This is a genomic window from Duganella sp. Dugasp78 (assembly GCF_059491455.1).
In genome coordinates, this window is record NZ_CP168506.1 from 2,059,013 (window position 1) to 2,084,613 (window position 25,601).

23 protein-coding genes, 1 tRNA gene and 1 pseudogene are annotated in these 25,601 nt (G+C 65.3%); 12 read left to right on the forward strand and 13 right to left on the reverse strand.

The window, feature by feature from the left end:
- Positions 1 to 42: 42 nt before the first annotated feature.
- Positions 43 to 3,261, forward strand: a complete 3,219-nt coding sequence (locus tag ACEN9O_RS09200; RefSeq protein ID WP_495617262.1) for a TonB-dependent receptor — start codon at positions 43 to 45, stop codon at positions 3,259 to 3,261.
- Between the two features lie 59 nt (positions 3,262 to 3,320).
- Here the strand turns inward: ACEN9O_RS09200 and ACEN9O_RS09205 are convergent, their stop codons facing one another.
- The 4 genes from ACEN9O_RS09205 to ACEN9O_RS09220 all read right to left on the reverse strand — a co-directional run bounded on the left by ACEN9O_RS09205 (position 3,321) and on the right by ACEN9O_RS09220 (position 7,429).
- A complete protein-coding gene (locus ACEN9O_RS09205) occupies positions 3,321 to 4,442 on the reverse strand; it encodes a HupE/UreJ family protein (protein WP_495617263.1) in 1,122 nt (373 codons plus the stop codon).
- Entirely contained in the window at positions 4,439 to 5,611 is a 1,173-nt protein-coding gene (locus ACEN9O_RS09210) for a hypothetical protein (RefSeq protein WP_495617264.1), read from the reverse strand. Before ACEN9O_RS09210 ends, ACEN9O_RS09205 begins: the two co-directional genes overlap by 4 nt.
- A gap of 61 nt (positions 5,612 to 5,672) precedes the next feature.
- Positions 5,673 to 5,906, reverse strand: a complete 234-nt coding sequence (locus ACEN9O_RS09215; protein ID WP_495617265.1) for a hypothetical protein — start codon at positions 5,904 to 5,906, stop codon at positions 5,673 to 5,675.
- Entirely contained in the window at positions 5,903 to 7,429 is a 1,527-nt protein-coding gene (locus tag ACEN9O_RS09220; protein WP_495617266.1) for a DUF4331 domain-containing protein, read from the reverse strand. Before ACEN9O_RS09220 ends, ACEN9O_RS09215 begins: the two co-directional genes overlap by 4 nt.
- Positions 7,430 to 7,582: 153 nt before the next feature.
- On the opposite strand from ACEN9O_RS09220, the gene ACEN9O_RS09225 reads away from it, so the two are divergent.
- From ACEN9O_RS09225 to ACEN9O_RS09245, 5 genes and pseudogenes are all read left to right on the forward strand, one after another.
- Positions 7,583 to 8,170, forward strand: coding sequence for a sigma-70 family RNA polymerase sigma factor (locus tag ACEN9O_RS09225; RefSeq protein WP_495617267.1), 588 nt, complete (start codon positions 7,583 to 7,585; stop codon positions 8,168 to 8,170).
- Positions 8,167 to 8,871, forward strand: coding sequence for an anti-sigma factor (locus tag ACEN9O_RS09230; protein ID WP_495617268.1), 705 nt, complete (start codon positions 8,167 to 8,169; stop codon positions 8,869 to 8,871). The genes ACEN9O_RS09225 and ACEN9O_RS09230 overlap by 4 nt, the downstream gene beginning before the upstream one ends.
- Positions 8,872 to 8,929: 58 nt before the next feature.
- On the forward strand, positions 8,930 to 9,352 hold the full coding sequence (locus ACEN9O_RS09235) for a PaaI family thioesterase (RefSeq protein ID WP_495617269.1): 423 nt from the start codon (positions 8,930 to 8,932) through the stop codon (positions 9,350 to 9,352).
- Positions 9,353 to 9,431: 79 nt separating this feature from the next.
- A pseudogene (locus ACEN9O_RS09240) lies at positions 9,432 to 9,776 on the forward strand (group I truncated hemoglobin); the annotation flags it as partial.
- Positions 9,777 to 9,821: 45 nt separating this feature from the next.
- Complete coding sequence (locus ACEN9O_RS09245; RefSeq protein WP_495618450.1) at positions 9,822 to 10,679, forward strand: DUF3034 family protein; 858 nt, start codon at positions 9,822 to 9,824, stop codon at positions 10,677 to 10,679.
- Between the two features lie 98 nt (positions 10,680 to 10,777).
- Here the strand turns inward: ACEN9O_RS09245 and cynS are convergent, their stop codons facing one another.
- From cynS to ACEN9O_RS09275, 6 genes are all read right to left on the reverse strand, one after another.
- Positions 10,778 to 11,221 carry a cyanase gene (cynS, locus tag ACEN9O_RS09250; protein WP_495617270.1) on the reverse strand — a complete coding sequence of 148 codons (444 nt, stop codon included), beginning with the start codon at positions 11,219 to 11,221 and terminating at the stop codon, positions 10,778 to 10,780.
- A gap of 63 nt (positions 11,222 to 11,284) precedes the next feature.
- Positions 11,285 to 11,803, reverse strand: coding sequence for a peroxiredoxin family protein (locus tag ACEN9O_RS09255; RefSeq protein WP_495617271.1), 519 nt, complete (start codon positions 11,801 to 11,803; stop codon positions 11,285 to 11,287).
- A gap of 50 nt (positions 11,804 to 11,853) precedes the next feature.
- Positions 11,854 to 12,504 carry a BON domain-containing protein gene (locus ACEN9O_RS09260; RefSeq protein WP_495617272.1) on the reverse strand — a complete coding sequence of 217 codons (651 nt, stop codon included), beginning with the start codon at positions 12,502 to 12,504 and terminating at the stop codon, positions 11,854 to 11,856.
- Positions 12,497 to 13,093: a phosphoheptose isomerase gene (locus tag ACEN9O_RS09265; RefSeq protein ID WP_495617273.1), complete on the reverse strand. Its 597-nt coding sequence runs from the start codon at positions 13,091 to 13,093 to the stop codon at positions 12,497 to 12,499. Before ACEN9O_RS09265 ends, ACEN9O_RS09260 begins: the two co-directional genes overlap by 8 nt.
- A gap of 57 nt (positions 13,094 to 13,150) precedes the next feature.
- Positions 13,151 to 13,501 carry a YraN family protein gene (locus ACEN9O_RS09270; protein ID WP_495617274.1) on the reverse strand — a complete coding sequence of 117 codons (351 nt, stop codon included), beginning with the start codon at positions 13,499 to 13,501 and terminating at the stop codon, positions 13,151 to 13,153.
- Positions 13,502 to 13,508: 7 nt separating this feature from the next.
- Positions 13,509 to 14,942, reverse strand: coding sequence for a penicillin-binding protein activator (locus tag ACEN9O_RS09275; protein ID WP_495617275.1), 1,434 nt, complete (start codon positions 14,940 to 14,942; stop codon positions 13,509 to 13,511).
- Positions 14,943 to 14,952: 10 nt separating this feature from the next.
- On the opposite strand from ACEN9O_RS09275, the gene rsmI reads away from it, so the two are divergent.
- Entirely contained in the window at positions 14,953 to 15,861 is a 909-nt protein-coding gene (gene rsmI / locus ACEN9O_RS09280; protein ID WP_495617276.1) for a 16S rRNA (cytidine(1402)-2'-O)-methyltransferase, read from the forward strand.
- Here the strand turns inward: rsmI and ACEN9O_RS09285 are convergent, their stop codons facing one another.
- The gene (locus tag ACEN9O_RS09285; RefSeq protein WP_495617277.1) at positions 15,862 to 16,497 is read right to left on the reverse strand and encodes a hypothetical protein; all 636 of its coding nucleotides are present in this window, start codon (positions 16,495 to 16,497) and stop codon (positions 15,862 to 15,864) included.
- 123 nt (positions 16,498 to 16,620) lie between these two features.
- On the opposite strand from ACEN9O_RS09285, the gene ACEN9O_RS09290 reads away from it, so the two are divergent.
- The 5 genes from ACEN9O_RS09290 (at position 16,621) to ACEN9O_RS09310 (ending at position 23,579) form a co-directional block, all read left to right on the forward strand.
- A tRNA-Pro gene (locus ACEN9O_RS09290) sits at positions 16,621 to 16,697 on the forward strand.
- A gap of 125 nt (positions 16,698 to 16,822) precedes the next feature.
- Positions 16,823 to 17,254 carry a MarR family winged helix-turn-helix transcriptional regulator gene (locus ACEN9O_RS09295; RefSeq protein WP_495617278.1) on the forward strand — a complete coding sequence of 144 codons (432 nt, stop codon included), beginning with the start codon at positions 16,823 to 16,825 and terminating at the stop codon, positions 17,252 to 17,254.
- Positions 17,255 to 17,282: 28 nt separating this feature from the next.
- Positions 17,283 to 18,134: a CPBP family intramembrane glutamic endopeptidase gene (locus tag ACEN9O_RS09300; protein ID WP_495617279.1), complete on the forward strand. Its 852-nt coding sequence runs from the start codon at positions 17,283 to 17,285 to the stop codon at positions 18,132 to 18,134.
- A gap of 333 nt (positions 18,135 to 18,467) precedes the next feature.
- Positions 18,468 to 21,224, forward strand: a complete 2,757-nt coding sequence (locus ACEN9O_RS09305) for a TonB-dependent receptor (protein ID WP_495617280.1) — start codon at positions 18,468 to 18,470, stop codon at positions 21,222 to 21,224.
- Positions 21,225 to 23,579, forward strand: coding sequence for a beta-galactosidase (locus ACEN9O_RS09310; RefSeq protein WP_495617281.1), 2,355 nt, complete (start codon positions 21,225 to 21,227; stop codon positions 23,577 to 23,579). It begins immediately after the preceding gene.
- A gap of 165 nt (positions 23,580 to 23,744) precedes the next feature.
- Here the strand turns inward: ACEN9O_RS09310 and ACEN9O_RS09315 are convergent, their stop codons facing one another.
- Both ACEN9O_RS09315 and ACEN9O_RS09320 read right to left on the reverse strand, forming a co-directional pair.
- Positions 23,745 to 24,656: a hydroxymethylglutaryl-CoA lyase gene (locus tag ACEN9O_RS09315; RefSeq protein ID WP_495617282.1), complete on the reverse strand. Its 912-nt coding sequence runs from the start codon at positions 24,654 to 24,656 to the stop codon at positions 23,745 to 23,747.
- A gap of 1 nt (position 24,657) precedes the next feature.
- Entirely contained in the window at positions 24,658 to 25,590 is a 933-nt protein-coding gene (locus tag ACEN9O_RS09320; RefSeq protein ID WP_495617283.1) for a 2-hydroxyacid dehydrogenase, read from the reverse strand.
- Positions 25,591 to 25,601: the final 11 nt, after the last annotated feature.

Consider the following 25,601-nt stretch of genomic DNA (forward strand, 5'->3'; position numbering starts at 1 on the left):
TGTGGGGGTGGCCATCAAGGCATATACAAGAGGATAAATAGAATGAAGAACAACGGGACACTGGGTAGCAGAAAACCCCTCAAGATGACAGCGCTGGCGATCGCCGCGGCGCAACTGACGCTGCTGTACAGCGGCGGCGCGTTGGCGCAGACCGCGCCTTCGACGTCGGACGCCAAGGACGTGCCGGCGGACAAGGTGGTGGTCGTGACCGGCCAGCGCAAGCAGCTGGAGACCTCGCAAAAGATCAAGCAGGAAGCCGACCAGATCGTCGACTCGGTCGTAGCCGACGAGGCCGGCAAGCTGCCGGACAAGTCGATCACCGAAGTGCTGCAGCGCGTGGTGGGCGTGACCATGGACCGCAACACCTCGCGCACCCGCACCAACGCGGCCAGCAATCCGCTGTCCTACAACGTCGAGGGTTCGGGCGTGCAGATCCGCGGCCTGTCCTGGGGCTCGTCCACGCTGAACGGCCGCGAAGGCTTCTCGGCCGGCTGGCCGGGGCGCGAGCTGAGCTGGGGCGACATCCCGCCGGAGCTGATGGCAGGTGTGGACGTCTACAAGAACCCGTCGTCCGAACTGATCGAAGGCGGCATCAGCGGCCAGGTCAACCTGCGCACGCGCCTGCCGTTCGACTCCAAAGGGGAGAGCGGCGCCTTCTCCGCCTCGGACAGCTACACCCCGTTCGGCAAGAAGAACACGCCATCCTTCTCCGGCCTGTACTCCAACCGCTGGTCCACCGACATGGGCGAGATCGGCGCGCTGATCGACGTCTCCTACGGCAAATCCGCGTTCCGCTCCGACTCCTACACCCTGGGCGCCTACTACCCGCTGACCAAGCCCGTGCCTGGCAAGACGGTGTGGGTGCCGAACGGCGTCTCCTGGGGCACCAGCGAGGGCAATTCTGAACGCGCGGGTGTTTATGCCGCGTTGCAATGGAAGAAGAACGACAAGGAGTCGTCGCTGACTTACTTCGATTCGGGCTTCCGTTCAGACACTGTCAACGGTGGCATTTTCAGCACTGCGTCGGACGGCAACCTCGGCTTGACTCCGTATGACCTCACGCTCAGCAACGCCCAGTACGGCGCCAACGGTATGCTGCAAAAGGGTACCTTGAGCTATCCGGGCGGCCTGGGCAGTAACCAGTTCGCGGCCGGCGGCTTGTCCGCGGGCACGACCAGCTCGTATGACAATGCGCATGGACGCACGCGCGATATATCCTGGAACGCGAAATGGCGGATGGATGAGCGCTGGACCTTCCAGAGCGATCTGCAGTGGGTGCATGCCACCAATGGCGGCGATGGCAACATGATCAATATGGGCACCTTCGTGCCCAGCATGAGCTTCGACCTCACCACTCCGCGGCCGACGGTCAGTTTCGACGATGCCGCCCGCGCTGCCCTGGCCAATCCCGCCAACTATTACTTCAATACCCTGCAGCCTTATCTCAACAAGGCCAAGGGCGACATGTATGCGTGGAAGGGCGACGCCAAGTTCTCCTTCGACAGCGACGTGCTGCGCGATCTGCGCTTTGGCGTGCGTTTGAGCAAGCGCTCGATGTCGCATGCGATTGGCGTGGGTAGCGGCTGGTATACCCTGTCCGAGCCGTGGTCGGTGCTGCAGACCCCGGTGGCGGGCCGGCCACCGAGAGCCGACGAGTGGAACGGTGCCTGGCAGGGGCGCGGCAATTTCGGCTACCTGAGCGATCCGCGGTATGCGAGCCTTGCCCCGGTCCAGCCCTACACCTTCTCCAACTTCTTCAACGGCAGGATGGGCCAGCCGCCAACCATCGTGGTGCCGACGATGGCCGCAGTGCGTAATTATCCAGCCCAGGACGCGGCGCTGTTGGCGGTGAAGCGCTTGCAATGCGAGGATGCCAATCAGCTCAGGGGCCTGGCCAACGATTGTTCGACGCAGGGCGCTGACTGGCGGCCGATGAAATTCTCGAACGACCCTGCGGACTTGAACCCGCAAAATCCGGTGCAGGGCGCGCTGTCGACGGCCAGCGAACACACCGAGGCCTTGTATGGCACCCTGCGCTTCGGCTTCGACAACTTGAAGTACCCGGTGGAAGGCAATGTGGGCGCGCGGGTGATCCAGTCGAGCTCGCAGTCGCACGGCTACACGGTATTCAATCCACAATATAGCAACACCACCAACCCTACCTTGCCACGGTTCGGGGTGTTCAACGAGCCGCTGGATGTCAAGGGCAGTCATATCGACGTGATCCCTAGCCTGAACGTGAAGGTGAACCTGACCGACAAACTGCAGTCGCGGATTGCACTGTCCCAAGGCATTTCCCGCCCGGGCTTCGACCAGTTGCAGGAGTACGTCAACCTGCAGCAGAAGGTGGACAACGCTACCGTCAACGGTGTCAGCACCGTCAAGTCGGTCAGCTACGTCGGTACCAACTCGGGCAACGCGAACCTGAAGCCGCTGAAATCGAACAACTTCGATTTGTCGCTGGAATGGTATCCGCAAGCTGGTCAATCGCTCACGGCAGTGGTGTTCTATAAGAAGATCAAGGACATCATCCTGAACGATAGCTACACCAGGAGTATCAAGGATCTGGCCGGCAATCCGCAGGAGTTCGTCATCACCGGACCTGCCAACGCGGCCAAGCTGTGGGAGGGCGGTCTTGAAATCGCCGGCCAGACCTACCTGGATAAAATTCCAGGAATGGCCGGGATACCCGACTGGGCCAAGGGCTTCGGCATCTCCGCGAACTGGACCTACCTGGACGGCAAGCAGGACCTGTACCACCCGTACACGTCGCCTTATTGCCCCAAGAGCGGTAGTGGCGATAGCCTGACCAATCTCTACGGTTGCGACACCAACGGCCTGCCCTTCAAGGACCTGCCGGTGGTCAACCTGTCCAAGCATGCCTTCAACCTGGGCTTGATGTACGACCGCGGGCCGATTTCGGCACGGGTGGCGTATAGCTGGCGCTCCCGCACCTTGCTGGCGACCAATGCGTTCGGCGCCGGCGGCACCGATGCCGTCAGCGCCGATCCGGCACGCCTCGTCAACGGGGTCGCGCCGACGGACGTGGGTTGGGGACTGCCGGTTTGGCAAGAGGCCGTGGGGCAGTGGGATGCTAGTCTCAACTACAACTTCACCGCCAACCTGTGGGCCAGCGCCAGCGTCAGCAACCTGACCCAGACGGTGACGAAGCAGACCAACCAGCAGTCCATCGGCAACACGGGCCGGTCGTGGTTCGATCCGGGCCGCAGCTTCCGCGTGGCGATGGGTTACCACTTCTAACCGGAAAGCGTCGTTATCATCGCGAGTGTGGGGCGGCTGCCCCCGCTCGCGAACTGACCTCAGGCGCCGATCAGCTTCACGTCGAACGCGCGCTCGGTCAGCCACACCATCGCCATCAGCGCGATTGCCACCGAACCGCCCGTCAGCAGGCGACGGTAGAACCAAGTCCCACGCAGCATGAACGCCAGCGGCAGGAAGCCGGCGACGATGCACAACTGGCCGATCTCCACGCCCAGGTTGAAGCCGAATAAACTACTCAGCAAGGCCCCCTGCGGCAGCCCCAGGTCGATCAGCACGCTGGCGAAGCCGAAACCGTGGATCAATCCAAACCCGAACGCCGCCACCGGCCGCCGCCCACGGAACAGCGGATAGAGGTTGTTCAGCGCCGCCAGCAGCACCGACGCGGCAATCGCCGATTCCACCCAGCGCGATGGCAGCGAGACTAGCGACAGGCTGGCCAGCGTCAGGGTCAGCGAATGCGCCAGCGTGAAGGCCGTCACCACTTTCAGCACGTCGATGAAGGACGCGCGCAGGCTGGCCGACGGCGTGCCGCGCGCACCCGGCATCACCGCCGGCAGCAGCAGCGACAGCAGGAACAGGATATGGTCGTAGCCGGTCCAGATATGCCACACGCCGTCCTTCACGTAGGCGCCGAACTGCCGCCAGCGCTCCGGCGACGCCGGCGACAAGGTCTGGCGCGCGTGCGCGGGATCGAAAATCGCGGTGGACGTCGTGCCGTCGCGCGCCAACCGCAGCAAGCCTTTGTGCTGCGGATCGAGATCGGCGAACAGGCGGTAGTCGATGGTCAGCGCCGTTACGGGACCGGGGCAGATCGCGTGAAAACGCAGCACGCTGTAGGCGCCGTCGGTATGGTTGTCGATCAGCTGCTGCCCGGTGTCGATGCGGCAGGCGCCTTGTTCGGTGGCGATGCCAAGGCGCTGCAGCGCATACGCCGCGATCGCCGCGTGCCGCGTGCGGATCTCGTCCCACGTCAGCTTGCCGTCGCCATCCTGGTCCAGGCCGATGGCGAAATCCAGATCGCGCAGCGCGATGTCCCACTGGCCGGCGATGCGCCCGCCCTGCACCGCCAGCGACAGATAGCTGTCGCTGGGCTTGTGCGCACAGGCCGGCAGCGCCGCGCCGCACAGCAGCGCTAAAAACAGTATCAGGTGTTTCATCATGTCCCCGCTTGCAGTTGACGGATCAGGCGTGCCGCGGTCACGTCCTCCATGCGATTCAGCGCGACCCAGTCGAGCACCGGCCGGGCGGCGCCGGCGTCGCGCGCCTGCGCTGCCGCCTCCAGATAGATGCGGATGTCGGCCGCTTCCTTTTGCGCCGCCCAGTTCCTGCGCGCCAGCGTCAGCGCGGTGGCCGGATCGTGGCGCAGCATCAGTTCAAAGCGCGCCTGTTCGCGTTGGTGCACGGTGTCGCCGCGTTGGGCGGCGGCGTCGAAGCGGGCCGCCAGTTCCTTCACGTCTCCGGCCAGCGCTTCGGGGGCGCCGCCCTGTTGCTGCAGCGCCAGCGCGCGGCGCAGCAGCAGCGCGTCGATGCGGGTCTGGTCCTTCAATAGCGCGACGACTTCGTCCGCGTGTCGCTGCTCCAGCAGGAAATCGGCGTAGGCGCCCAGCAGGTAGCTGTCGCGCGGGCTCAGTGCCAGCGCGCGCTTGTAGCGCGCCTCGGCGATGGCCGCCGCGCCCCGCCGTTGCGCCATCTCCGCCGTCAGCGTCAAGGCCCAGACCTGAAGCTCGGCCGGCGCGTTGCTGCTGCGTTCCAGCGTCAGATCCAGCAGTTGTTCGCTCTTGAGCGCCCTGCCGGTCAGCGCGCCGATGTTGGCGAGACAGGTCACGGCCACCAGCCCGGTCGACAAGCTGGAGACGCGCGCGCAGCTGACTGTGGCGCCGGCGTAGTCGCCCTGCACGGTCTGCACGGTGGCCTGCGTCAGCCACGCCTGCGCGTTGGCGGGATCGGCCGCCAGCACAGCTTTCAGATCATCCAGCGCCGGCTTGAACTGGTGGGTGCTTTGCAGCAGCGTGGCGCGCAGCAGGCGCACCGGCGGCGGTGGCGACGGCAGCCGCCACCACGGCGCCAGCGCCGCTTGCGCGTAGCCCAGGTAGCGCGGATCGGTTTCGCTGCGGGCCAGGCCGATGTAGCGCGTGGCCAAGGCGGTGGCCAGCGCCATGTCGTCGGGACGGGCAGTCAGCTCGCTGCGCATGCGGCGCAGCTCCTGCTGCACGGGATCGCCACGGCGCGGCAAGGTCTCGATCACTTGCTGGCCGCTGGCGGGAAGGTAAGGCGTGGCTGGCGCCGCCGCGGTGGCGCTGAGCAGCAACGCGAATAGTGTCTTCTTCATGACGACCTCGAAAGGATAACAAGGGCGGCCGCATTTCGCAGATGCCCTTGTGCTACAAGGCTTACTTGAACGCGACCGGTTCCGTATCCTCCGGCGCGGTGGCGGCGACGCTATCTGTCGCCAGTGGTTCGGCGGCGGTTTCGCTACCGTCGCCGATGATGCCCTGTACCGCCAGGTAGAACGCATCGACCACCGCCACTGGCGGCGTTGGCACGCCCGGCGTGTGGTCTTCGTAGTGGGTGCTGCCTCCGCATGCGCTGAGCACCAGCAGCGCTGTCAGGCCGAGGTACTTCATGGTGCGCTCCGGCGGGCAGATTCGCTTGCGGCCTGCGGCGAGCCCGGGATCGGCGTCTTCAGATACGGGAAGGCGGCGGTAAAGAAGCTGTCGTCGAGGTAGGCGCCGTCGGTGAAGTGCAGGCCGCCGGCCGGTGCGTCGGCCGGCGCGCAGCCCAGGTTCAAGGTGCACAGCTTGCCCATCACCACGCGCAGCGCGATGTCGACCACGTCGTCGCCCGGACGGCGGCCGTTGGGGAAGCCGGCGTTGTCGCCGCCGATCACACCCAGACGGTTTTGCGCACCCATCGCGACGGCCGGCGTCGAGGTGTTCAGGCGCAGCATTTCGGAAGCGGTCACGGTGGCCGGCTGGTTCAGGCCCTTGACGCCGGTGAGGAAGGCCGCCACCAGGTCATTGCGCGGAAAGTTGGTCGGCGCCTTGGCGCCGGCGCTGCCGTACAGGATCTCGATTAGCGCCGGCAGCGTGGGATTGGTGACGTAGGTCGCGAACTGCGCGTCGCCGGAGGGCTTGCTGCTGTTGAAGGTGTCCTTGTCCTTCAGGCCGATGACGACTTCGTTCACCAGTGGCATGCCGAGGCGCGATACCTGGGTCCAGGCGCCGCCCTCCTTCGACGGCGCGCTGGTGTTCGGCGTCGGGTTCAGCAGGCGCGCCTGGCGCACGCTGGCGGTGGTCCAGCCGCCGATCACGGGATCGCTGCCGCCGGCCGCGGTCAGGCAGGAGGCGGCGACTTCCAGTTCGATCGAGGTCACGTTCTTGTCGGCCAGGTCGTCCCTGGCGGCGCGTTCGGCGTTGGCGCCGAACTCGGTGGCTGGGAGCTTGATGTTCACCAGGTCGAAGGTCTCGCCCAGGTTGACCACGAACGGGTCCTTGCGCTGGCCGACGAACATGCGCGCCGGCGTGCCGCAACCGGGGATGTTGACGTTGTACATATGGGCGGCGGCATAGGCCGCGTAGTTCGGTATCGACTTGTTGCCGATGTTATCGAGCGGCTTGTCGAAGGTGGTGGCGCCGTCGGCCGCGTTGCTCACGGCGGCCTTGGTGCCGGTGCGGCGGTCGCCGCGCACCACGTTCACGGTGTAGGTCTCGCGCACGTTGGCGCCGGCCGCGTTGGGGCCGGCGATGGGGCCGCCGTTGATCACCAGCGGTATCGATACCTGCTTGCCGCCGATGGTGAGCTTGGTGTCCTTGTTGGCGTTGCTGAAGCGGAACTGGAAGGTCAGGTCTTCCCTGGCGTCGCCGTTGTTGTCGATGTGGATTTCGTACAGCGCGTTGGGATCCATGGCGAAGAAGTTCGGGCCGCCGTAGGCATCCTGCAGTGGGATGTAGTTGGCGATCAGGGTGATGAAGCCGGCGCGGCCTGCCTCGTAGCTGCGGAACATGTAGAAGTCGGTGCCGTCGACCTTGGGACTTTGCGTAACGAACGGCGCCTCGCGGTGGCTGGACGCCATGGCCGCTGGTGCGAAAGCGCCGGCCAGCGCGCCGATGATGGTCAGGCGCGTTGCGTGTTTGACGATGGTTTGCATCTCGTTTCCTCCCCTCGATTGGTTGGTACTGCGAGGGGATATACGTCGCGCGGGGCGAACCGGATTCAAAATAAATATGTGTTCGCGCTGGTGGGGGATATGGTATTTTTCACACGCTTGCATGTTTTTCCTCGCCACCTGGAAGGGGCCGTTGTGTCCGATGCGTCTACTCTCGAACAGCAGCAGCTGCGCACCTGGCTGCAAGGCGCGGCACGGCGCGACGCGCTCGCTTTTCGCTCGCTTTACGACGCTACTTCGGCGAAACTGTTTGGCTATGCGCTGCGTATATTGAACAAGCGCGAGCTGGCCGAAGAGGTGCTGCAGGAAAGCTTCGTGGCGATCTGGCACAGCGCCGGCACCTATCAAAGCCAGCTGGCCGCGCCCATGACCTGGATGACAACCATCGTCCGCAACAAGGCGTTCGATCTGTTGCGCCGCAGCGCGGTGACCGCCGCCATCGACGGCGATCAGTTTGATAGCGAGGTGATCGATGCACTGCAGGATCCCGCAGCCACGCCCATCGAGGCGCTGCAAATGAGCCGCGATGCCAAGGCCCTGGCCTATTGCATGTCGGCGCTGGACGGGCGGCAGCGGCAGGTGCTGGGCCTGGCGTTCTTCCACGACCTGTCGCACAGCGAAGTGGCGCAGCAGATGGCGCTGCCGATCGGCACCGTCAAGACCTGGATACGGCGCAGCCTGGACAAGCTGAAGACTTGCCTGGCCAAGGGGGAGCGCGCATGAATCTCCGCGATAACGCCGCCCTGCGCGACAGGCTGGCGGCTGAATACGTGCTGGGCACGCTGAAGGGCGGCGCGCGCCGCCGCTTCGAAGGCCATCTGCACAACGACGCGGCCCTGCGCCGCCTCGTCGGCGAGTGGCAGGAGCGGTTGATGCCGCTGGCCGAGTTCTCGACCGCGCAGGCGCCGCGCCAGCAGGTGTGGCAAGCCATCGAGCGCCGGCTGGACCTGCCGCCCGCCTACCCCGCCTGGCAGTTCTGGCGCAACCAGTCGCTGACGTTCTGGCGTGCGCTGGGCGTGGCGTCGAGCGCGGTGGCGGCGCTGCTGGCGGTGGTCATCGGCACCCGCCTGCTGGACGCGCCGCAGCTCGACTACGTCGCCACGCTGACCGACGAGAAGGCGCAGGCCGCGCTGGTGCTGACCGGCGACCGCCGCCACCAGTCGATGACGGTGCGCGTGGTCGGCGCGACGGCGGTGCCGGGCGATAAATCGCTGGAGCTGTGGGCGGTGCCGAAAACGGGCCATCCGCGTTCGCTGGGCCTGCTGAGCGATCGTGGCGAGCTCAGGTTGGCGATGACCGGCAAGGCCGTCGGCGACGACGTGGCGCTGCTGGCGGTCACGCTGGAGCCGAAGGGCGGCTCGCCGGATCCGAACGGTCCGACCGGGCCCATCCTGTACAAAGGCAGCTGGGTCCGGGTGATGTAGGGGGAAAATTGCTATCATCGCTGGTGTCGGGCCCGGCCCCTATTCGCCAAGGACAGTTATGGATGTGAGCAAGTTCAACCCGGAATACTTCAACACCTTCGGCAAGGGCACGTTGCCGGATCACCTGGGCATCGTCATCACCGGCGTGCGCGAAGGCGAGATCGAGGCCGAGTTTACGGTCACGCCGCAGCATCTGGCGCCGAACGGCTACCTGCACGCCGGCAGCGTGGTCACATTGGCCGATACCGCTTGCGGCTACGCCTGCTTCTCGCACCTGCCGGAAGGCGGCCAGAGTTTTACCACCATCGAGCTGAAGTCGAACCACCTGGGCACGGCGCGCGAGGGCGTGGTCGTCGCGACCGCCAAGGCGGTGCACCTGGGGCGCACCACGCAGGTGTGGGACGCCGTCGTCAGCAACAAGGCGACCGGCAAGACCATCGCCCTGTTCCGCTGCACGCAGATGATCTTGTTCCCGAAATAGGAGCGCTGGCATGACGCATGTTTCCAGGATGGCCGGGCTTGGCTTGTTGTTGGCATCGTCGTTGGCCACCTCGCTGGCGATGGCGCAGACGCCCTACACCGACGACGCCACCTATGTCGGCCTGGGCGGCAAGGATGGCATCAGAAAGATCGTCGACACCTTCATTCCCCTGGTGCTGGCCGACCCGCGCATCAAGGACAGCTTCGCCGACTTCGACATGGTGCAGGTTGGCGCGCGCTTGCGGGAGCAGTTCTGCGAGTTCGCCGGCGGCCCGTGCAAGTACACCGGCAAATACCGCGACCGGACGATGGACGGTGTCGGCACCGTGCGCGACATGGCCACCGTGCACCAGGATTTGAAGATCACCGATGCGATGTTCAACGCGCTGACCGAGGACTTGCAGATCGCGATGGAGCGGAACCAGGTGCCCAATCGCGTGGCGGACAAGCTGGTCGCCAAGCTGGCGCCGATGCAGCGCGCCATCGTCACCGAGCAGGCCGCGCAGGCGCGGCCGGACATGGGCAAGTTCCTCGCCACGGGCGGCGTCAGCCAGGTCGAGGGCGCGGGCGGCGGCGGCATCACGCCGTGGGCGCTGATCAGCGGCTACGGCACGCGCGACAGCTGGGGCGCCAACGCGCACATCACCTGCATCGACACCCAGGACTACAAGCTCACCAGCTACGGCGTGGCGGTGGGCATCGCCGACCGGCTGGAGCTGTCGCTGGCCTCGCAGGAATTCAAGGGCAGCCTGGCGCCGCTGAACCAGCTCAACATCAAGCAGGACATCCTGGGCGTGAAGCTCAAGGTGGCGGGCGACGCCGTCTACGGGCAGGACAGCATGATGCCGCAGGTGGCGGTCGGCATCCTGTACAAGCGCAACAAGGGCGTGGGCGGTTTGGGCGCGCTGGGCGTGAGCAATGTGACCCAGCTGGGCGCGAAGGACGACCACGGCTATGACTACTACGTGGCGGCCACCAAGATCCTGTTCGAGCAGAGCCTGCTGCTGAACGGCACGCTGCGGGCGACCCGCGCCAATCAGATGGGCCTGCTGGGCTTCGGCGGCGACAAGGGCGACAGCCTGCGGCTGATGCCGGAGGTGTCGGTGGCCTATCTGGTCAACCGCAAGCTGGCGCTGGGCGCCGAGTACCGCCGCAAGCCGCACAACCTGGGCGTGGATAAGGAGAAGGCTTACTACGACGCGTTCGTGGCCTGGTTCCCGAGCAAAAACTTTTCACTGACGGCAGCGTATGCCGAACTGGGCGACATCACCATCTTCAACCCGAAGCAGCAGCACGGCCTGTACCTGTCGGCACAGGCGGGCTTCTAAAAACTCGGGGGTCAAGTCTGACATTCGGACACGGCCTCTGCCGTAGCAGCCGCTACGGCAGAGGCCGTGTCCGAATGTCAGACTTGACCCCCCTGCGGTTAGTAGGATTTGTAGGGCAGGAATTTGCCGCTCAGGACCACCTGCACGCGGTCGCCCTTGGGATCGGCTTCGCGCTGGATGTCCATCGAGAAGTCGATCGCACTCATGATGCCGTCGCCGAATTCCTCGTGGATCAGTTCCTTGATGGTGGTGCCGTAGACGCTGACGATCTCGTACCAGCGGTAGATCAGCGGGTCGGTCGGCACCGCGGTCGGCAGCGAGCCCTTGTACGGCACGATCTGCAGCCAGGCCGCTTCTTCATCGGTCAGGCCGAACAGCGCCTGCGCCTTGTCGGCCTGAGCGCGGCTGAAGGTCATCTGGCCCAGCAGCGCGGCGGTGGTCCACTCCTTGCTCTGGCCGAATTCGGTGGCGAGCTCGGCCCAGCGCAGCTGCTTGGCGACTTTGACGGACAGGATTTTTTGCGTGACTTGGTTGCGATCCATGATGGGCTTTCCAGTGGTTGAGGAGAGCCCTATGTGATGCAAGTGCCGTGCCAGACAGCGTTTTTAGCCGTGCAGCGATTCTTCCAGCAGCTTGTGCAGGGCCGGGAAGTCCGGCTCGCCCAGGTAGCGCTTGAGGATCTTGCCATCCTTGCCGATGACGAAGGTGGTGGGCGTCATCGCCACGTTGCCGTAGGCCTTGGCGGCCGAGCCGTCGGTGTCCAGCGCCACCTTGAAGGGCAGCTGGCGCGTCTCGGCGTAGTTCAGCACGTAGTTGGGCGGGTCGTAGCTCATCGCCACGGCCACGAACTCCAGACCCTGGCCCTTGAACTTGTTGTAGGTGTCGACCATCTTGGGCATCTCGCCCACGCAGGTGGTGCACGAGGTTGCCCAGAAATTGACCATCACCACCTTGCCGCGCAAGCTCTCCGGCGCGATCTTCTCGCCCTTGATGCTGAGGAAGGTGACCTCGGGCGCGGCCTGGCGCTGGTTCAGCGACAGGTAGCCGCCCAAGCCGGCCGCGGCGATGACCGCGGCGGCCAGCACCGGCTTGATCCAGCCGGGGGAAGATTTCGTCGTTTGCATGATGGGCTCGGACTTGGCATGTGAAGAGGCCATTATAGACCTCCCGTCGATTACGAGTTGCCTGCCGGTTTGCTCGGCTGGTAGCTCTTCCACTCGTCCTCGGTGATGTACTCGAACACCTTGACCACCTTGTACACGCCGCTGACGCCGCGCGCCACGTCGGCGCCGATCTGGCCTTCGCGCTGGGTCACGCGGCCCATCAGGAACACTACGCCGCGCTCGGTCACCACCTGATAGGAGTTGGCCGAGATATCCTTCATGTCGACCAGGCTGGCCTTGACCTTGGTGGTGATCAGCGCATCGTTGGAGCGCGAGGTGTAGCTCGACGGGCCGGCGATCTCCAGCTCGTTGATCACGGAGACCACGCCTTCGATGCCGCGCAGCTCGCGCTCGGCGGCGGCCTTCATGGCCTCGTCGCGCACTTCGCCGGTCAGCAGCGCGCGGCGGTTGAAGCTGTTGATGTTGGTATGACCCGCCTCGCCGACGACGTTGTTGAGCTTGATGCTGCCCTTGACTTCGATCGCCCGGTCTTCCGTCTGCGCACCCAGGGTGCGGCGGTCGGTGGCGGCCAGCGTCCCGGAAATGGCGCCGCCCGCGACCAGCGCGACGCAGCCCGACAACGACGCCAGCATAGCGCCGCACAGCACGCTCATGGCCAGCGGCCGTTGTACTTTTTTCCAGATAGCGCCGGGATTAGTCATTCACATCTCCTCCGAATAGCGCGACGTCGATGCCGTCGCAAATGCAGTGTATGGTTACCAGGTGGACTTCCTGGATACGGGCGGTACGGTCGGCCGGCACGCAGATGTGCACGTCGGCGTCGGTCAGCATCTTGCCGATGGCACCGCCGCCCTTGCCGGTCATGGCGACCACGCGCATTTCGCGCTCCAGCGCCGCTTCGATCGCCGCCATCACGTTGGCCGAGTTGCCCGAGGTGGAGAGCGCCAGCAGGATGTCGCCGGCCTGGCCGAACGCCTGCACCTGCTTGGAGAAGATCTCGCGGTAGCTGTAATCGTTGGCCACCGCCGTCAGGATCGAGGTGTCGGTGGTCAGCGCCATGGCCGGCAGCGGAAAGCGCTCGCGCTCGAAGCGCCCCACCAGCTCGGCCGCGAAGTGCTGGGCGTCGGCGGCCGAACCGCCATTGCCGCACACCAGGATCTTATTGCCGTTGGACAACGCCGAGAACATCAGCTCGATCGCTTGCGCGATGTGCGGAGCGAGGACGGTGGCGGACTGGATTTTGAGTTCGGCACTTTCGTGGAAGTGCGAGAGTATGCGTTGATTATTCATAGTGTGCTGATTATAGTGCAGCCGCGCAAGGAGCCGGACAAGCGCTGTTAAAAATGCTTACATTTCCAGCGCGTTTTGTATCCACGACAATTTCTCGCCGTCGATGGCGACCAGGTCGAAGCGGCATGGCGGCACGCTGCGGTAGCGCAGCAGGTAGAACTGGGCGGCGTGGATCAGCCGCCGCTGCTTGGCCGGGGTGACGCTGGCGGCCGCTCCGCCGAACCGGCTGAGCGCCCGGCGCCGCACCTCGACAAACACCAGGTGGGCGCCATGCTGCATGATCAGGTCGATCTCGCCGGCCTTGCACAGGAAATTGCGCTCGACCAGCTGCAGCCCGGCAGCGCTCAGGTGGGCCAGCGCCCGGTCCTCGCCGAGCCGGCCCAGCCGTTGCTGCGTGGTCTGCGGCATGGCGGCCTCACGGCGCGACCGGCAGCGGCACGCCGTTTTTATACACCGCCGGCAGCTCGACCCGCTCGAAGCTGGCCGGGCCCTGGCCGAAGTCTATGGTCAGCCGGCCGGTGACGCCGTCCAGCTGGAAGCGGCCGGCATGGTGGCGGCCGATCTCGCGCGCCACGCGGTAGGCGTCGATGCCCAGCGCGTACAGGCGCTCGATGTCGGCGCTGTTCGATTGCAGCGGATGCGGATAAACCATCACGGCCGGATGGTCGCGCTGGATCTGCCACGGCAGGTCCAGCAGGCGCACGCCGTCCAGCTCCTGGGTCGGGCTGTTGTTGCTGATGCCGGGGTTCAGTGCCGAGGTGCCGTAGATTGGCAGCGCGCGCAGTTGCGGCGCCGGCGCGGACACGGGCGGCGGCGGCAGCGCGTCGGCGGTGCTGAAGGTGGGATTGGTCGGCTCGCTGTTGAAGCCGTCGCCCAGGGCGCCGCGCAGCTGGCGGGTCTGGTCTGCGCTCATGGCGGAAAACAGCAGGCCGGGCGGATCGTCGCGCAGGCGCGCGCGCAGCTGCACCAGTTCCGGATCGCTGAGGTAGCCGTCGGGCGCGCTCAGCTCCACCATCCTGACCGGCAGGCCGTGGCGCTGCCATTGGGCGGCAAAGGCGGCCGCCACGCGGCGCTGCCACGGCGTGCTGGTGCCGATGACCATGGCGGTGCTGCCGGGCAGGTCGGCGGCGGCCCACTGCGCGGCCTGGCGGGCTTCCTCTTCGATCGACAGGCCCATGGCCAGCATCTGCGGCGGCAGCGGCGCGGCGCCGGGCGTGCCGTAGCCTTCGGGCGTGTTGAGCGCGATGGTCGGCTTTTGCACCAGGGGGCTGGCGCGGTCCGCCGCTGCGGCGATGGCGGCTACCGCGGAGCGTGCCAGCGGGCCGACGATGATGTCGTCCTGCTGCTCGGCGCGGGCGTAGCTGGCCAGCACGTCCTGCGGCACGTCGCCGGTTTCCACCACGTTGACGGTGATGTTGTCGCGGTCGCGCTCCCAGGCCGCCATGAAGCCGGCCCGTACCGACGACGCGGCCAGGCCCAGCGTTTCGGAACGCAGCGGCAGCAGCAGCGTCATGCGGATAGGCGCGCTGGACGGCGCCGCCTCGTCGGCGGCGCGCGCCGGAGCGGCGCCGGCGTCCGGGGTGATGGTCAGGCCGGAGCCGGTCGGGGCGGTCGGCGCGGCCGGGGTCGCGCCCGGCAAGGTGACGGCGAAGGTCTCCGCGGGCGGCGGCGTTGGTTCCGGCGGCGGCTTGGGCAGCGGCGCCGGGCGCGCGGGCGGCAGCGGGGCCGCCGCACTTGTATTTGATGAGCCGGGCGCGCACAATCCTCCGGGCGCATTGCAGAACGGCGTGCTGCACGCACTGACCAGCGCCGCAACCGTACACAGCAGCGACAACCTCACACTATTCATCCTACCCCCAATGACCGCACAAGAATCCAGCTCCATCGCCACCCTGCCCGTGATGGGCGAAATGGCGCACCAGACCTATCCTAGCGCAACCTTGTACGTCGTGGCGACCCCGATCGGCAATGTGACGGATATCAGCCTGCGGGCGCTGCATGTCTTGAGCATGGTCAACGCCGTGGCCTGCGAGGACACCCGCAACACCGCGCAGCTGATGACCCGTTTCGGCCTGCACAAGCCGCTGATCGCGGCCCACCAGCACAACGAGCGCGAAGTGGCGGAGACGCTGATCGCCCGCCTGCAGGCCGGCGAGCGCATCGCGCTGGTGTCGGACGCCGGCACCCCGGCGGTGTCCGATCCGGGCGCGCGCATCGTCGACGCGGTGCGGGCGGCGGGCTTGCGCGTGCTGCCGCTGCCGGGCGCCTCGGCGGCGGTGACGGCGCTGTCGGCCAGCGGGCTGGTGAACGATCAGTTCTACTTTGTCGGCTTCCTGCCGGCCAAGGCCAGGCAGCGCGAGAATTTCCTCGGCACGCTGCGTACGGTGACCGCGACCATGGTGTTCTACGAGGCGCCGCACCGCATCCTTGATTGCGCCACGGCGCTGGCGGCGGTGTTCGAGCCGGAGCGCCAGGTGGTGTTTGCGCGCGAGCTGACCAAGATGTTCGAGGAAATCCACCGTTGCCCGCTGTCCGAGGCGGAGGCGTGGATCAAGGCCGATGCGCATCGCGAAAAAGGCGAGTTCGTGGTGCTGCTGGCCGGCGCGCCGACGGCGGAGGACGAGCAGGATGCGGAGGCCGAGCGCATCCTCAAGATTTTGCTGACCGAGTGTTCGGTCAAGCAGGCGGCCAACCTGACGGCCCTGATCACCGGCCGCAAGAAAAACGCGCTGTACGATCGCGCCTTGCAGCTCAAGGGCGACGACTAGTCAGAATTTGCAGCCGCTGTCCTTCTTGTCCAACAGCCAGACGAGCGGCGCCAGCAGGCCGCCGCCGCCCTTGCGGCAGTCGGGCCGGGCGGCGCCCTGGATGTCGCGCGCCAGCTGGGATTCCCGCTCGGGATACAGCGGATGGTCTTCCAGCTGCGCCACCGGCAGGCCGGCGCGGGCCGGGTCCTTGGCGCTGGCTTCCTTGTGGGCGGTTTTCAGCGCCGCGTTCATGTCGAATTTTTTCGCTTGCAGTTCCGGATGCAGCGGATCGGGTGCGGTGCTGGCCGGCGCCGGCAGCGTGATCGCCTGTGCAGTGACCGGCGCAGGCCCGGCGGCTGGCGCTGGCGGACTGGCGCGGTTGGCCAGCTGCGGGCGTTGCCGTTGGCGCGCCGGCGCGGGTTCCGGTTTCGGCCTGGGCGGCGGCTCCACCCTGGCGACGACGGGCTTGGGCGGCTCGGCTGGCCGCAGCCAGACCGTCATGGCCTTGGCCGGCCGCTGCGCGTCAGGTGCGCCCGGCGCCGCCAGCCGGTAGCCAAAAATCAGCAGCGCATGCAGCACCAGCGAGACGGCGATGCCCACGACGATCCCCGGCCGCCGCATCGGGGCGGCTTGGGGCTGGGTGAACGTCGCGCTCATGGCCTTTTAGCTAATTTGTACACACCGTCATAATCTCACATTGAAAAAAATTCGTCTTAGTACATACTGATTTCATAGTGACACTTGACGAATGTCGGAGCAGCTTGTATTATCTTGCTTCTTCGGAGTGTGGCGCAGTCCGGTAGCGCACCTGGTTTGGGACCAGGGGGTCCAAGGTTCGAATCCTTGTACTCCGACCAAGATTCAAGAAAAAAGACTCAAGAGCTTCGGCTCCTGAGTCTTTTTTTTATCTTTTAAAAATTTATATAAGCGCTTATATAATTGCTGCTATCATGACGCCATGAAACAAGGACTCGGAACCCAATTGCGACACCTGATCGAACTGCTTGATGGCGCGGTCCAGCAGGCTTATACGGACGCGGGCCTCGATTACCGGCCCCGCTACACGCCGATCATGCGGGCGCTGGCGCAGCAGCACAGCGCGACCATCGGCCAGCTGGCCGAGCTGGCGGGCATCACGCAGCCGGCGGCGACGCAAACGGTGGCGCTGATGAAGAAGGAAGGCCTGCTGCTGGTGGACGCCGGCGGCAAGGACGGCCGGCAGCGCGTGGTGCGCCTGAGCAGCCAGGGCGAGGCGCTGCTGCCCCGTCTGCAGGAATGCTGGCAGGCCACCAAGCGCGCGGCCGACAGCCTGGATGCCGACCTGAGCTTTCCCCTGTCGGCATGCCTGGCGCAGGCGATTGCCGCCCTGGAGCAGCGCCCCTTCGGCGACCGGATCCGCACAGCAAACAAATAAATAAGATCACCCCCTGAGGATGGAGACCATGGAAAACACGCTGAGCATGGCAAGCAACAAACCTTCGCTGGCATCGCGCCTGATGAAGCACCCGCTGGTCCGCATCGTGCTCGGCCTTGTGCTGACCTTTGCCGCCGTGCCGCTGACGATGATCACCGCCTCGCAGCTGGTGGCCAAGCCTTACCGCGTCGTCTGGCCGCAGCTGCTGGCGGCCGTGCTGGTGTGGTTCGGCTACCGCTACTATGTGCGCCGCGTCGAAAAGCGCCAGCCGGCCGAGCTGGCGACGGCGGGCATGGCGCGTGAAGTGGGCATGGGCCTGCTGCTCGGCGCCGGGCTGGTGGCGCTCACCTTTGCCGTGCTGGGCGCGCTGGGCGTGTATCGCTACGACGGCGTCAACGCCCTGCACATCGCGCTGCTGCTGCCGCTGGCCGAGCTGGTGCTGGTCGGCATGGCCGAAGAGATGATGTTCCGCGGCGTGATCTTCGGCGTCACCGAGCGCGCGCTGGGCAGCAAGGCCGCCATCGTGATTTCAGCGTCCGTGTTCAGCCTGGGCCATTTGCCGAACGAAGGCTTCTCCGTGCTGGCGATGGCCGTGATCGCCGCCTACGGCGTGCTGCAGGCCGCGCTCTACATGCGCACGCGCCGCCTGTGGGCCTGCATCGCCTCCCACGTGGCCTGGAACTACTGCGTCAGCGAAGTGTTCTCGTCGACCGTGTCGGGCCATGCCGCCAGCGGCGGCGTGCTGCGCGGCGAGCTGGTCGGGAACGCCATGCTGACCGGCGGCGCCTTCGGCGTGGAAGGTTCGCTGATACCGCTGTTGCTGATCAGCGCCGCCACCCTGTACTGGCTGCGGCTGGCCTTCCGCCGCGTTCCCGCGTGAAGCGGCTGGAATTCGAATTCGCCCCGGCCATGCCGGCGGCCGTCAGGTAATGCCCCTCTGCAAATCGCGCGAGCTATACGAATAGTTCATAGATCCGATTAAATATGCAATTGGTTGGCAAACAAGCTCTTGCGTAATATGAAATGAGCGTGTGCTAAAACATGCATACAAAAATTACGGAGAGACCATGCAACTGACTACGCTCAACGGGCCCATCGCCTGCTAGCTCGCCGCATCCGGCGGGCGCCTGTTCCCCACTATTAGAGCTACGCGCCGTAAAGGGCAGGCATTCGCACATTCGTTCATTCCTATAACTAAGAGTACGGAGACACAATGAAAATGAATACTTCGAAGACAGTCATCGCCGCAGTCGTTGCTGAAATGCTGATGATGATGGGCGCGTCCGCGCAAGAGGCCAAGCCGGTCGATACCGCTCCCGTGGTGGTGGTCAGCGGCATCCGCGCCTCGCTGTCCTCGTCGCTGACCACCAAGCGCCTGCAGGACGGCGTGGTCGACGCGGTGTCGGCCGAGGATGCCGGCAAATTCCCGGACACGAACATCGCCGAGTCGCTGCAGCGCGTGACCGGCGTGCAGATCCAGCGTAACAACGGCGAAGGCCGCTATATCTCCGTGCGCGGCCTGGGGCCGGAGTTCAACAATGTGCTGGTCAACGGCCGCACCATGACCAGCGACACCGGCGGCCGCGAGTTCTCCTTCGACCTGCTGTCGTCCGACCTGATCTCGAAAGCGCTGGTCTACAAGACGTCGCAAGCCTTCCTGCCGGAGGGCGGCATCGGCTCGACGGTGGACATCCAGACCGCGCGCCCGCTGTCGGGCAAGCCTGGCCACACCTCGGTGGTCAATGTCTCGGACTCCTACGACACCAACTCCAAGAAGAACACGCCCAACATCAGCGGCATGTACTCCTTCGCCAATGAGAACCGTACCCTGGGCGTGACCGGCTCGCTCTCCTACACCGACCGCGCCTCCAAGCAGAACAAGGCCGTCAACGACGCCTGGAACTACCGCGACGTATCGATGATCAACGGCGACCTCAACTCCAAGGGGTTGACCATGGCCGACGTGACCACCAAAAAACTTTACATGCCGCAGAGCTACGGCTTCCAGCAGGAGAACGAAAGCCGCAAGCGCCTGGTCGGCAATCTGACGGTGCAATACAACCCGTCGCCGACCTGGAAACTGACGGCCGACGCGCTGTACTCGCGCCTCGACCAGAAGAACGACGTGATCGCGTTCAGCGACTGGAACAATCCGCAGCAGCTCGGCGTCAAGACGGACGCCAACAACCAGGTCATCAGCTTCCTGCGCCCCGGCTCGATCTTCTACGCCAACAACCCGGAACTGGCTGGCAGCGGCAAGCTGCTGGGCGAGGCCAATTCCAACGACATGATCGTCAAGGGCGGCGACCGCCTGTCCACCACCCAGGCCTTCGGCCTGAACTCGAAATGGGCGCTGGCGCCGGAGCTGAAACTGGAAGGCGATATCTCCAGCTCGCGCACCACCTCCAAGTCGCCGAATATGTGGATCGTGGCCGGCATGGTGCCGAAGAACGGCGACGTGCTGACCTTCGGCAGCACGCCCGGCCTGGTGTTCGGCGACGGCATCGCCGACCCGACCGCCGTGCGCGCGCACGCCGTCTCGTATGGCGACATCCGCAATCTCGACGATTTGCAGGAAGGCCGTTTCAGCCTGGCCTGGAATCACGAGATCGGCTATTTCAAGGGCGTCGACAGCGGCATGGCCTACTCGCAGCGCAACGTCGAGCGGACCCAGTGGAACAACGACGCCTGGAACGCCTTCAGCGGCTATCACGTCTCCCTGCCGTCGTCGCTGTTCACGGTCACGCCGATGGATAACTTCCTGGGCAATGGCGCACAGATTCCAAGCGCCTACCTCCGATTCAATCCGTATGAGTACATGAACTACCTGAACCAGCCGTCGCTGCTGGCGCAATCGAACGATCCGGCGCTGTATCTGGACAAGAGCAAGTACCCGAACGGCCCGATGGCGATCGATTACACCAAGCCGGACATGTGGGGCGTGAAGGAGAAGGTATCGAGCTTCTTCCTCGACTCCAAATGGGAAGGCGAACATTGGTCGGCCAACGCCGGCATGCGCGTGGTGCACGTGAACTCCGCTTCGACCGGCATCAGCCGCGTGCTGCTGTCGGCGACCAAGAGCCCCAACGACACGACCTATATCCTGAACTGGGGCCCGACCGCGGTTAACACCGTCAGCAACAGCTACAACAGCTTCCTGCCGTCCGCCAACCTGAAAATCGACCTGACGTCCGACATGCTGCTGCGCCTTGCCGCATCGAAGACCGAGACCCGTCCTACCCTGAACCAGATGGGCGTGAGCAATTCCTACGGCGGCCGTTTCGGCGACGTGCAGACCGGTGGCGGCAATCCCTACCTGAAGCCCATGCAGTCGAAGAACTACGACCTGTCGTACGAATGGTATCTGTCGAAGACCAACTACGTCAGCGCCGCCATCTTCCGCAAGGACGTCACCAACTTCCTGGAGACCAAAATGGTGGACATGAAGATTCCGCAGTACGATGAAATCGTCCACGACACCCGCGTGCGCAACGGCCAGCAAGGCAAGATCAAGGGCGTGGAACTGGCCGGTCAGTACGCCTTCGATAACGGCATCTCCTGGCTGAAGGGCTTTGGCGTCGCCGCCAACTACACCTACGTGGACGCCAGCGCGACCCGCGAGTCCGACGCCAGCACGCCGGCCTGCGGCTACCCTGGCCTGTCGCCGCAGTCGTATAACGGCTCGGTGTTCTACGAGAACGAAAAGTTCATGGCGCGCGTGAGCTATAACTGGCGTAACCACTTCTCCGTCGATTGCGGCGGTGGCAGCACGCTGCCGCGCAACCGCGCAGCCTACGGCCAGACCGACGCCAGCCTGCGCTACAATCTGTCGCCGAATATGGCGCTGTACGCGGACTTCATCAACCTGGCCAACTCACGGATGCACGAATATGCCAACAACGAATCGCAGTTCCTCACCCTGGAAGATGTCGGCCGCCGCGCCAACGTTGGCCTGCGAGTGGCTTTCTAAATGATGCGCGCGAACCTGCCTCGCCGCCGCCTGCTGCAAAGCGCCGCTGCCGTCGCCGGCGGCGCCCTGCTGCCGATCCACGCCGGCGCGCAAGCGGCGCCGCGCTTCGTGGTCGGCGCCAGCGATTTTCTCATCGACGGCAAGCCGTTCCAGATCCGCTGCGGCGAAATGCACTTCGCCCGCGTGCCGCGCGAGTACTGGGGCCATCGCCTGAAGGCCATCAAGGCGATGGGCCTGAACACGGTGTGCGCTTATCTGTTCTGGAACTACCACGAGTGGCGCGAAGGGAAGTTCGACTGGAGCGGCCAGCGCGATGCGGTGGAGTTCTGCCGTCTCGCGCAGCAGGAAGGGCTGTGGGTGATCCTGCGTCCCGGTCCCTACGCCTGCGCCGAGTGGGAGATGGGCGGCCTGCCTTGGTGGCTGTTGAAGAAGAATCCGGGCGACGCCTTCCTGCGCACCCGCGATCCTGCCTTTATCGATCCGGCGCGGCGTTACCTGAATGAAGTCGGCCGCGTGCTCGGGCCGATGCAGGTGACCCATGGCGGCCCGATACTGATGGTCCAGGTGGAGAACGAATACGGCTTCTTCGGCGAAGACCTGGACTACATGCGCGTGCTGCGCCAGGCGCTGCTTGACGCCAGGTTCGACGTGCCGCTGTTCCAGTGCAATCCGACCAATGCGGTGGCCAAGACCCATCTGGCCGGCATGCTCTCGGTGGCCAACTTCGGCAGCGATCCGGCCAGCGGCTTTAAGGCGCTGGCGGCGGTGCAGCAGGCGCCGTTGATGTGCGGCGAATACTACTCCGGCTGGTTCGACACCTGGGGCAATCCGCATCGTCGCGGCGACAACACCAGTGCCGTGATCGACATCCAGGCCATGCTCAAGGCGAACGGCTCGTTCAGCCTTTACATGGCCCACGGCGGCACCACCTTCGGCCTGTGGGGCGGCTGCGACCGTCCCTTCCGGCCGGACACCACCAGCTACGACTACGACGCGCCGATCAGCGAGGCGGGTTGGATGGGCGCCAAGTTCAATGCCTACCGCGAGGGCATGCGTCCCTTCCTGGCGGCTGGCGAAGTGCTGCCTGAAGCGCCGGCGCGCAATCCCGTCATGAGTATCGATGCGTTTGCGTTGAGCGAGTCGGCGCCGGTGCTGGCCAATCTGCCACCGCGCGCGATCAAGGCCGTGTCGCCGGAGCCGATCGAGCAGTACGACATCAGCCGGGGTTTGGTCGCCTATCGCGTGCAGCTACCGGCAGGTCCTGCGGGCTTGCTGGCCGCCGCCAAGGTGCGCGACCTGGCTTGGGTCTACATCGACGGCAAGCCGGTGGGGACGATGGATACGCGTCATCGCCGCTTCTCGGTCGCGGTGCCGGCGCGCAGCAAGGCGGTGACGGTGGAGATTCTGCTGTACACCATCGCGCGGGTTAACTTCGGGCTGGAAGTGCACGACCGCAAAGGCCTGCATGGTCCGGTGATGTTCACTGCCAAGGACGGCGCGGCGCAGACGCTGGAGAACTGGGAAATCCGCGCCATCGATTTCGATGCCGACGGCGTGTTGCCGCCGCTGTCGTTCAAGCGCGGACGCGCCAAGGGCCCGGCCTTCTGGCGCGGCGGCTTCGAGGCCGGCAAGCAGGCCGATACCTTCCTCGATATGTCGAGCTGGGGACAGGGTATCGTGTGGATCAACGGCCGTTGCCTGGGCCGCTACTGGAGCATCGGACCGACGCAGACCATGTACCTGCCCGGTCCGTGGATCAGGAAGGGCCGCAACGAAATCGTGGTGCTGGACCTGACCGGCCCGCGCAGCGCCCGCATTGCAGGCCTGACGGAACCGATACTCGACCAGCTCAATCCGGAGCTGGACCTGGCGCGGCCACCGAGCACGGTCAAGCCGGCGCTGGATGGCATTACGCCGGCGAAGGCTGGCGAGTTTGTGGCCGGCGGTGCGACCCAGGATGTGCTGTTCGCCGCGCCGGTCAAGGGGCGCCAGTTCTGCCTTGAATCGTTGAGCGCCTTCGACGGCAAGCAGTACGCGGCGGTGGCGGAGATTTCGCTGCTGGGCAAGGACGGCAAGACCATCAACCAGCAATCGTGGACGATCGCCTATGCGAGCAGCGAGGAGTTGAAGAAGGAGGACGGCTCGGCGCTCAACGCCATCAACGGGCAGGCGTCGGACCACTGGCACACGGCGTTTTCCGGCGGGGCCGGCCACCCGCACCAGCTGATCATCGATCTGGGTCAGCAGGTGGAGGTGGCGGGCGTGCGCTACATGCCGCGCCAGGGGCCTGACAACGTCACTGGGCGGATCAAGCAGTATCGCATGTACGTCGCGGACAAGCTGGTCCGCGACTAACCGTCGTTCCCGCGAAAGCGGGAACCTATACGCCGCATGATGGGAGGCGAAGCATGGATTCCCGCCTGCGCGGGAATGACGTTAGGCGGCACGGCTGGCGATGATGACGTTAGGCGGCGCGGCTGGCGATGATGACGTTAGGCGGCGCGGCTGGCGATGATGACGTTAGCCGGCGCGCTTGGCAGCGATGGCGTTGCCGGCGCGGCTGGCGCCTTTGCGGCCCAGGAACTGCGAGATGAACTGGCCGGCATCAACCACGATATCGAGGTCGATGCCGGTTTCAATTCCCAGTCCCTGCATCATGTACAGTACGTCCTCGGTGGCGACGTTGCCGGTCGCCCCCTTCGCATACGGGCAGCCGCCCAAACCCGACACCGACGAGTGATAAATCGAGATACCCAGCTCCAGGCTGGCGTAGATGTTGGCCAGCGCCTGGCCATACGTGTCGTGGAAGTGGCCCGCCAAACCATCGACGCGGAAGGCGCGGATCGCCGTCTCCATCACCGCCTGCGTCTTGCGTGGCGTGGCGACGCCGATGGTGTCGGCGATGTCGATCTCGTCGCAGCCCAGGTCGCGTATGCGGCCCACCACGTCGGCCACCGCGTCCAGCGGCACCTCGCCCTGGTACGGGCAGCCGAACGAGCAGCTGATACTGCCGCGCAGGCGCAGGCCATTATCCTTGGCCGCTTTCGCCACGCCTTCAAAGCGCGCGATCGATTCGGCGATCGAGCAGTTGATATTCTTTTGCGAGAACGCCTCCGAGGCCGAACCGAAGATCACCACCTCGTCCGCCCTGGCCGCCAGCGCCGCCTCGAAGCCCTGCATGTTCGGCGTCAGCGCGGAATAGATCACGCCCGGCTTGCGGGTAATCGCGGCCATCACCTCTTTGCTGGTGGCCATCTGCGGCACCCACTTTGGCGACACGAACGACGCCGCTTCGATGTTCTGGAAACCGGCGCTGGCCAGGCGGTTCACCAGCTCGATCTTCACTTCGGCGGGCACGCTCTCTTTTTCGTTTTGCAGGCCGTCGCGCGGGCCGACTTCGACGATCTTTACCTGTTTCGGCAAACTGCTCATTTCAATATCCTCGGTTGCGGTCGACCACGCCGGCGACGATCTCGCCCTTCGCGGTCTTGCGGATTTTTTCGGCGATCTGCTGCACGCTTTCGCGCCGCAAGGTCAGCGCCGAGATATGCGGCGTGATCGTGATGCGCGGCTCCTGCCAGAACGGATGCTGGGTCGGCAGCGGCTCGTTGCGGAACACGTCCAGCGTGGCGGCGCCGATATGGCCCGATTTGATCAGCGACAGCAGATCCGGCTCGGCCACATGCGCGCCGCGCGCCACGTTGATCAGGTACGAGCCTTGCGGCAGCTTGCTCATGTTGGTGCGGTTGATCAGGTTGTTGGTATCCGGCGTCAGCGGCAGCATGCAGACCAGCACCCGGCTGCCGCGCAGGAAGGTGTCCAGGCCGTCGGCACCGTGGAAGCACTGCACGCCCGGCATGCTCTTCTCGGTGCGGCTCCAGCCGCGCAGCGGGAAGCCGAACGGCGCCAGCGCCTCCAGCACGCGCGTGCCCAGCACCCCCATGCCCAACACGCCGACCGCGAAGTCTTCCTTCGGATACTGCGGCAGCGGCAGCCACTGGCCGGCGCGTGCCTGGGTCTCGTACTCGTCGAAACGGCGGAAGTAGCGCAGCACCGAATAGGTCACATATTCCGCCATCTGCAGCGCCATGCCGGCGTCCTCCAGGCGGATGATGGGTATGTGCCGCGGCAGCGCGTCGCTGAACTTGAGCAGCGCGTCGACGCCGGCGCCGGTGACGAAGATCGCCTTGACCAGCGCCAGCTCCGGCAGCATCGCTTCCGGCGGCGACCATACGACCGCGTAGTCGCAGACCTCGTTTTTTTCGCCGGCATGCCAGATGTCGACTTCGGCTTCCGGCAGGTACCTGGCAAAGTCCTTGATCCACGGTTCGGTCTTGCCGTCCGCCCGATGTAAAAGAATACGCATGATGTTCTCCC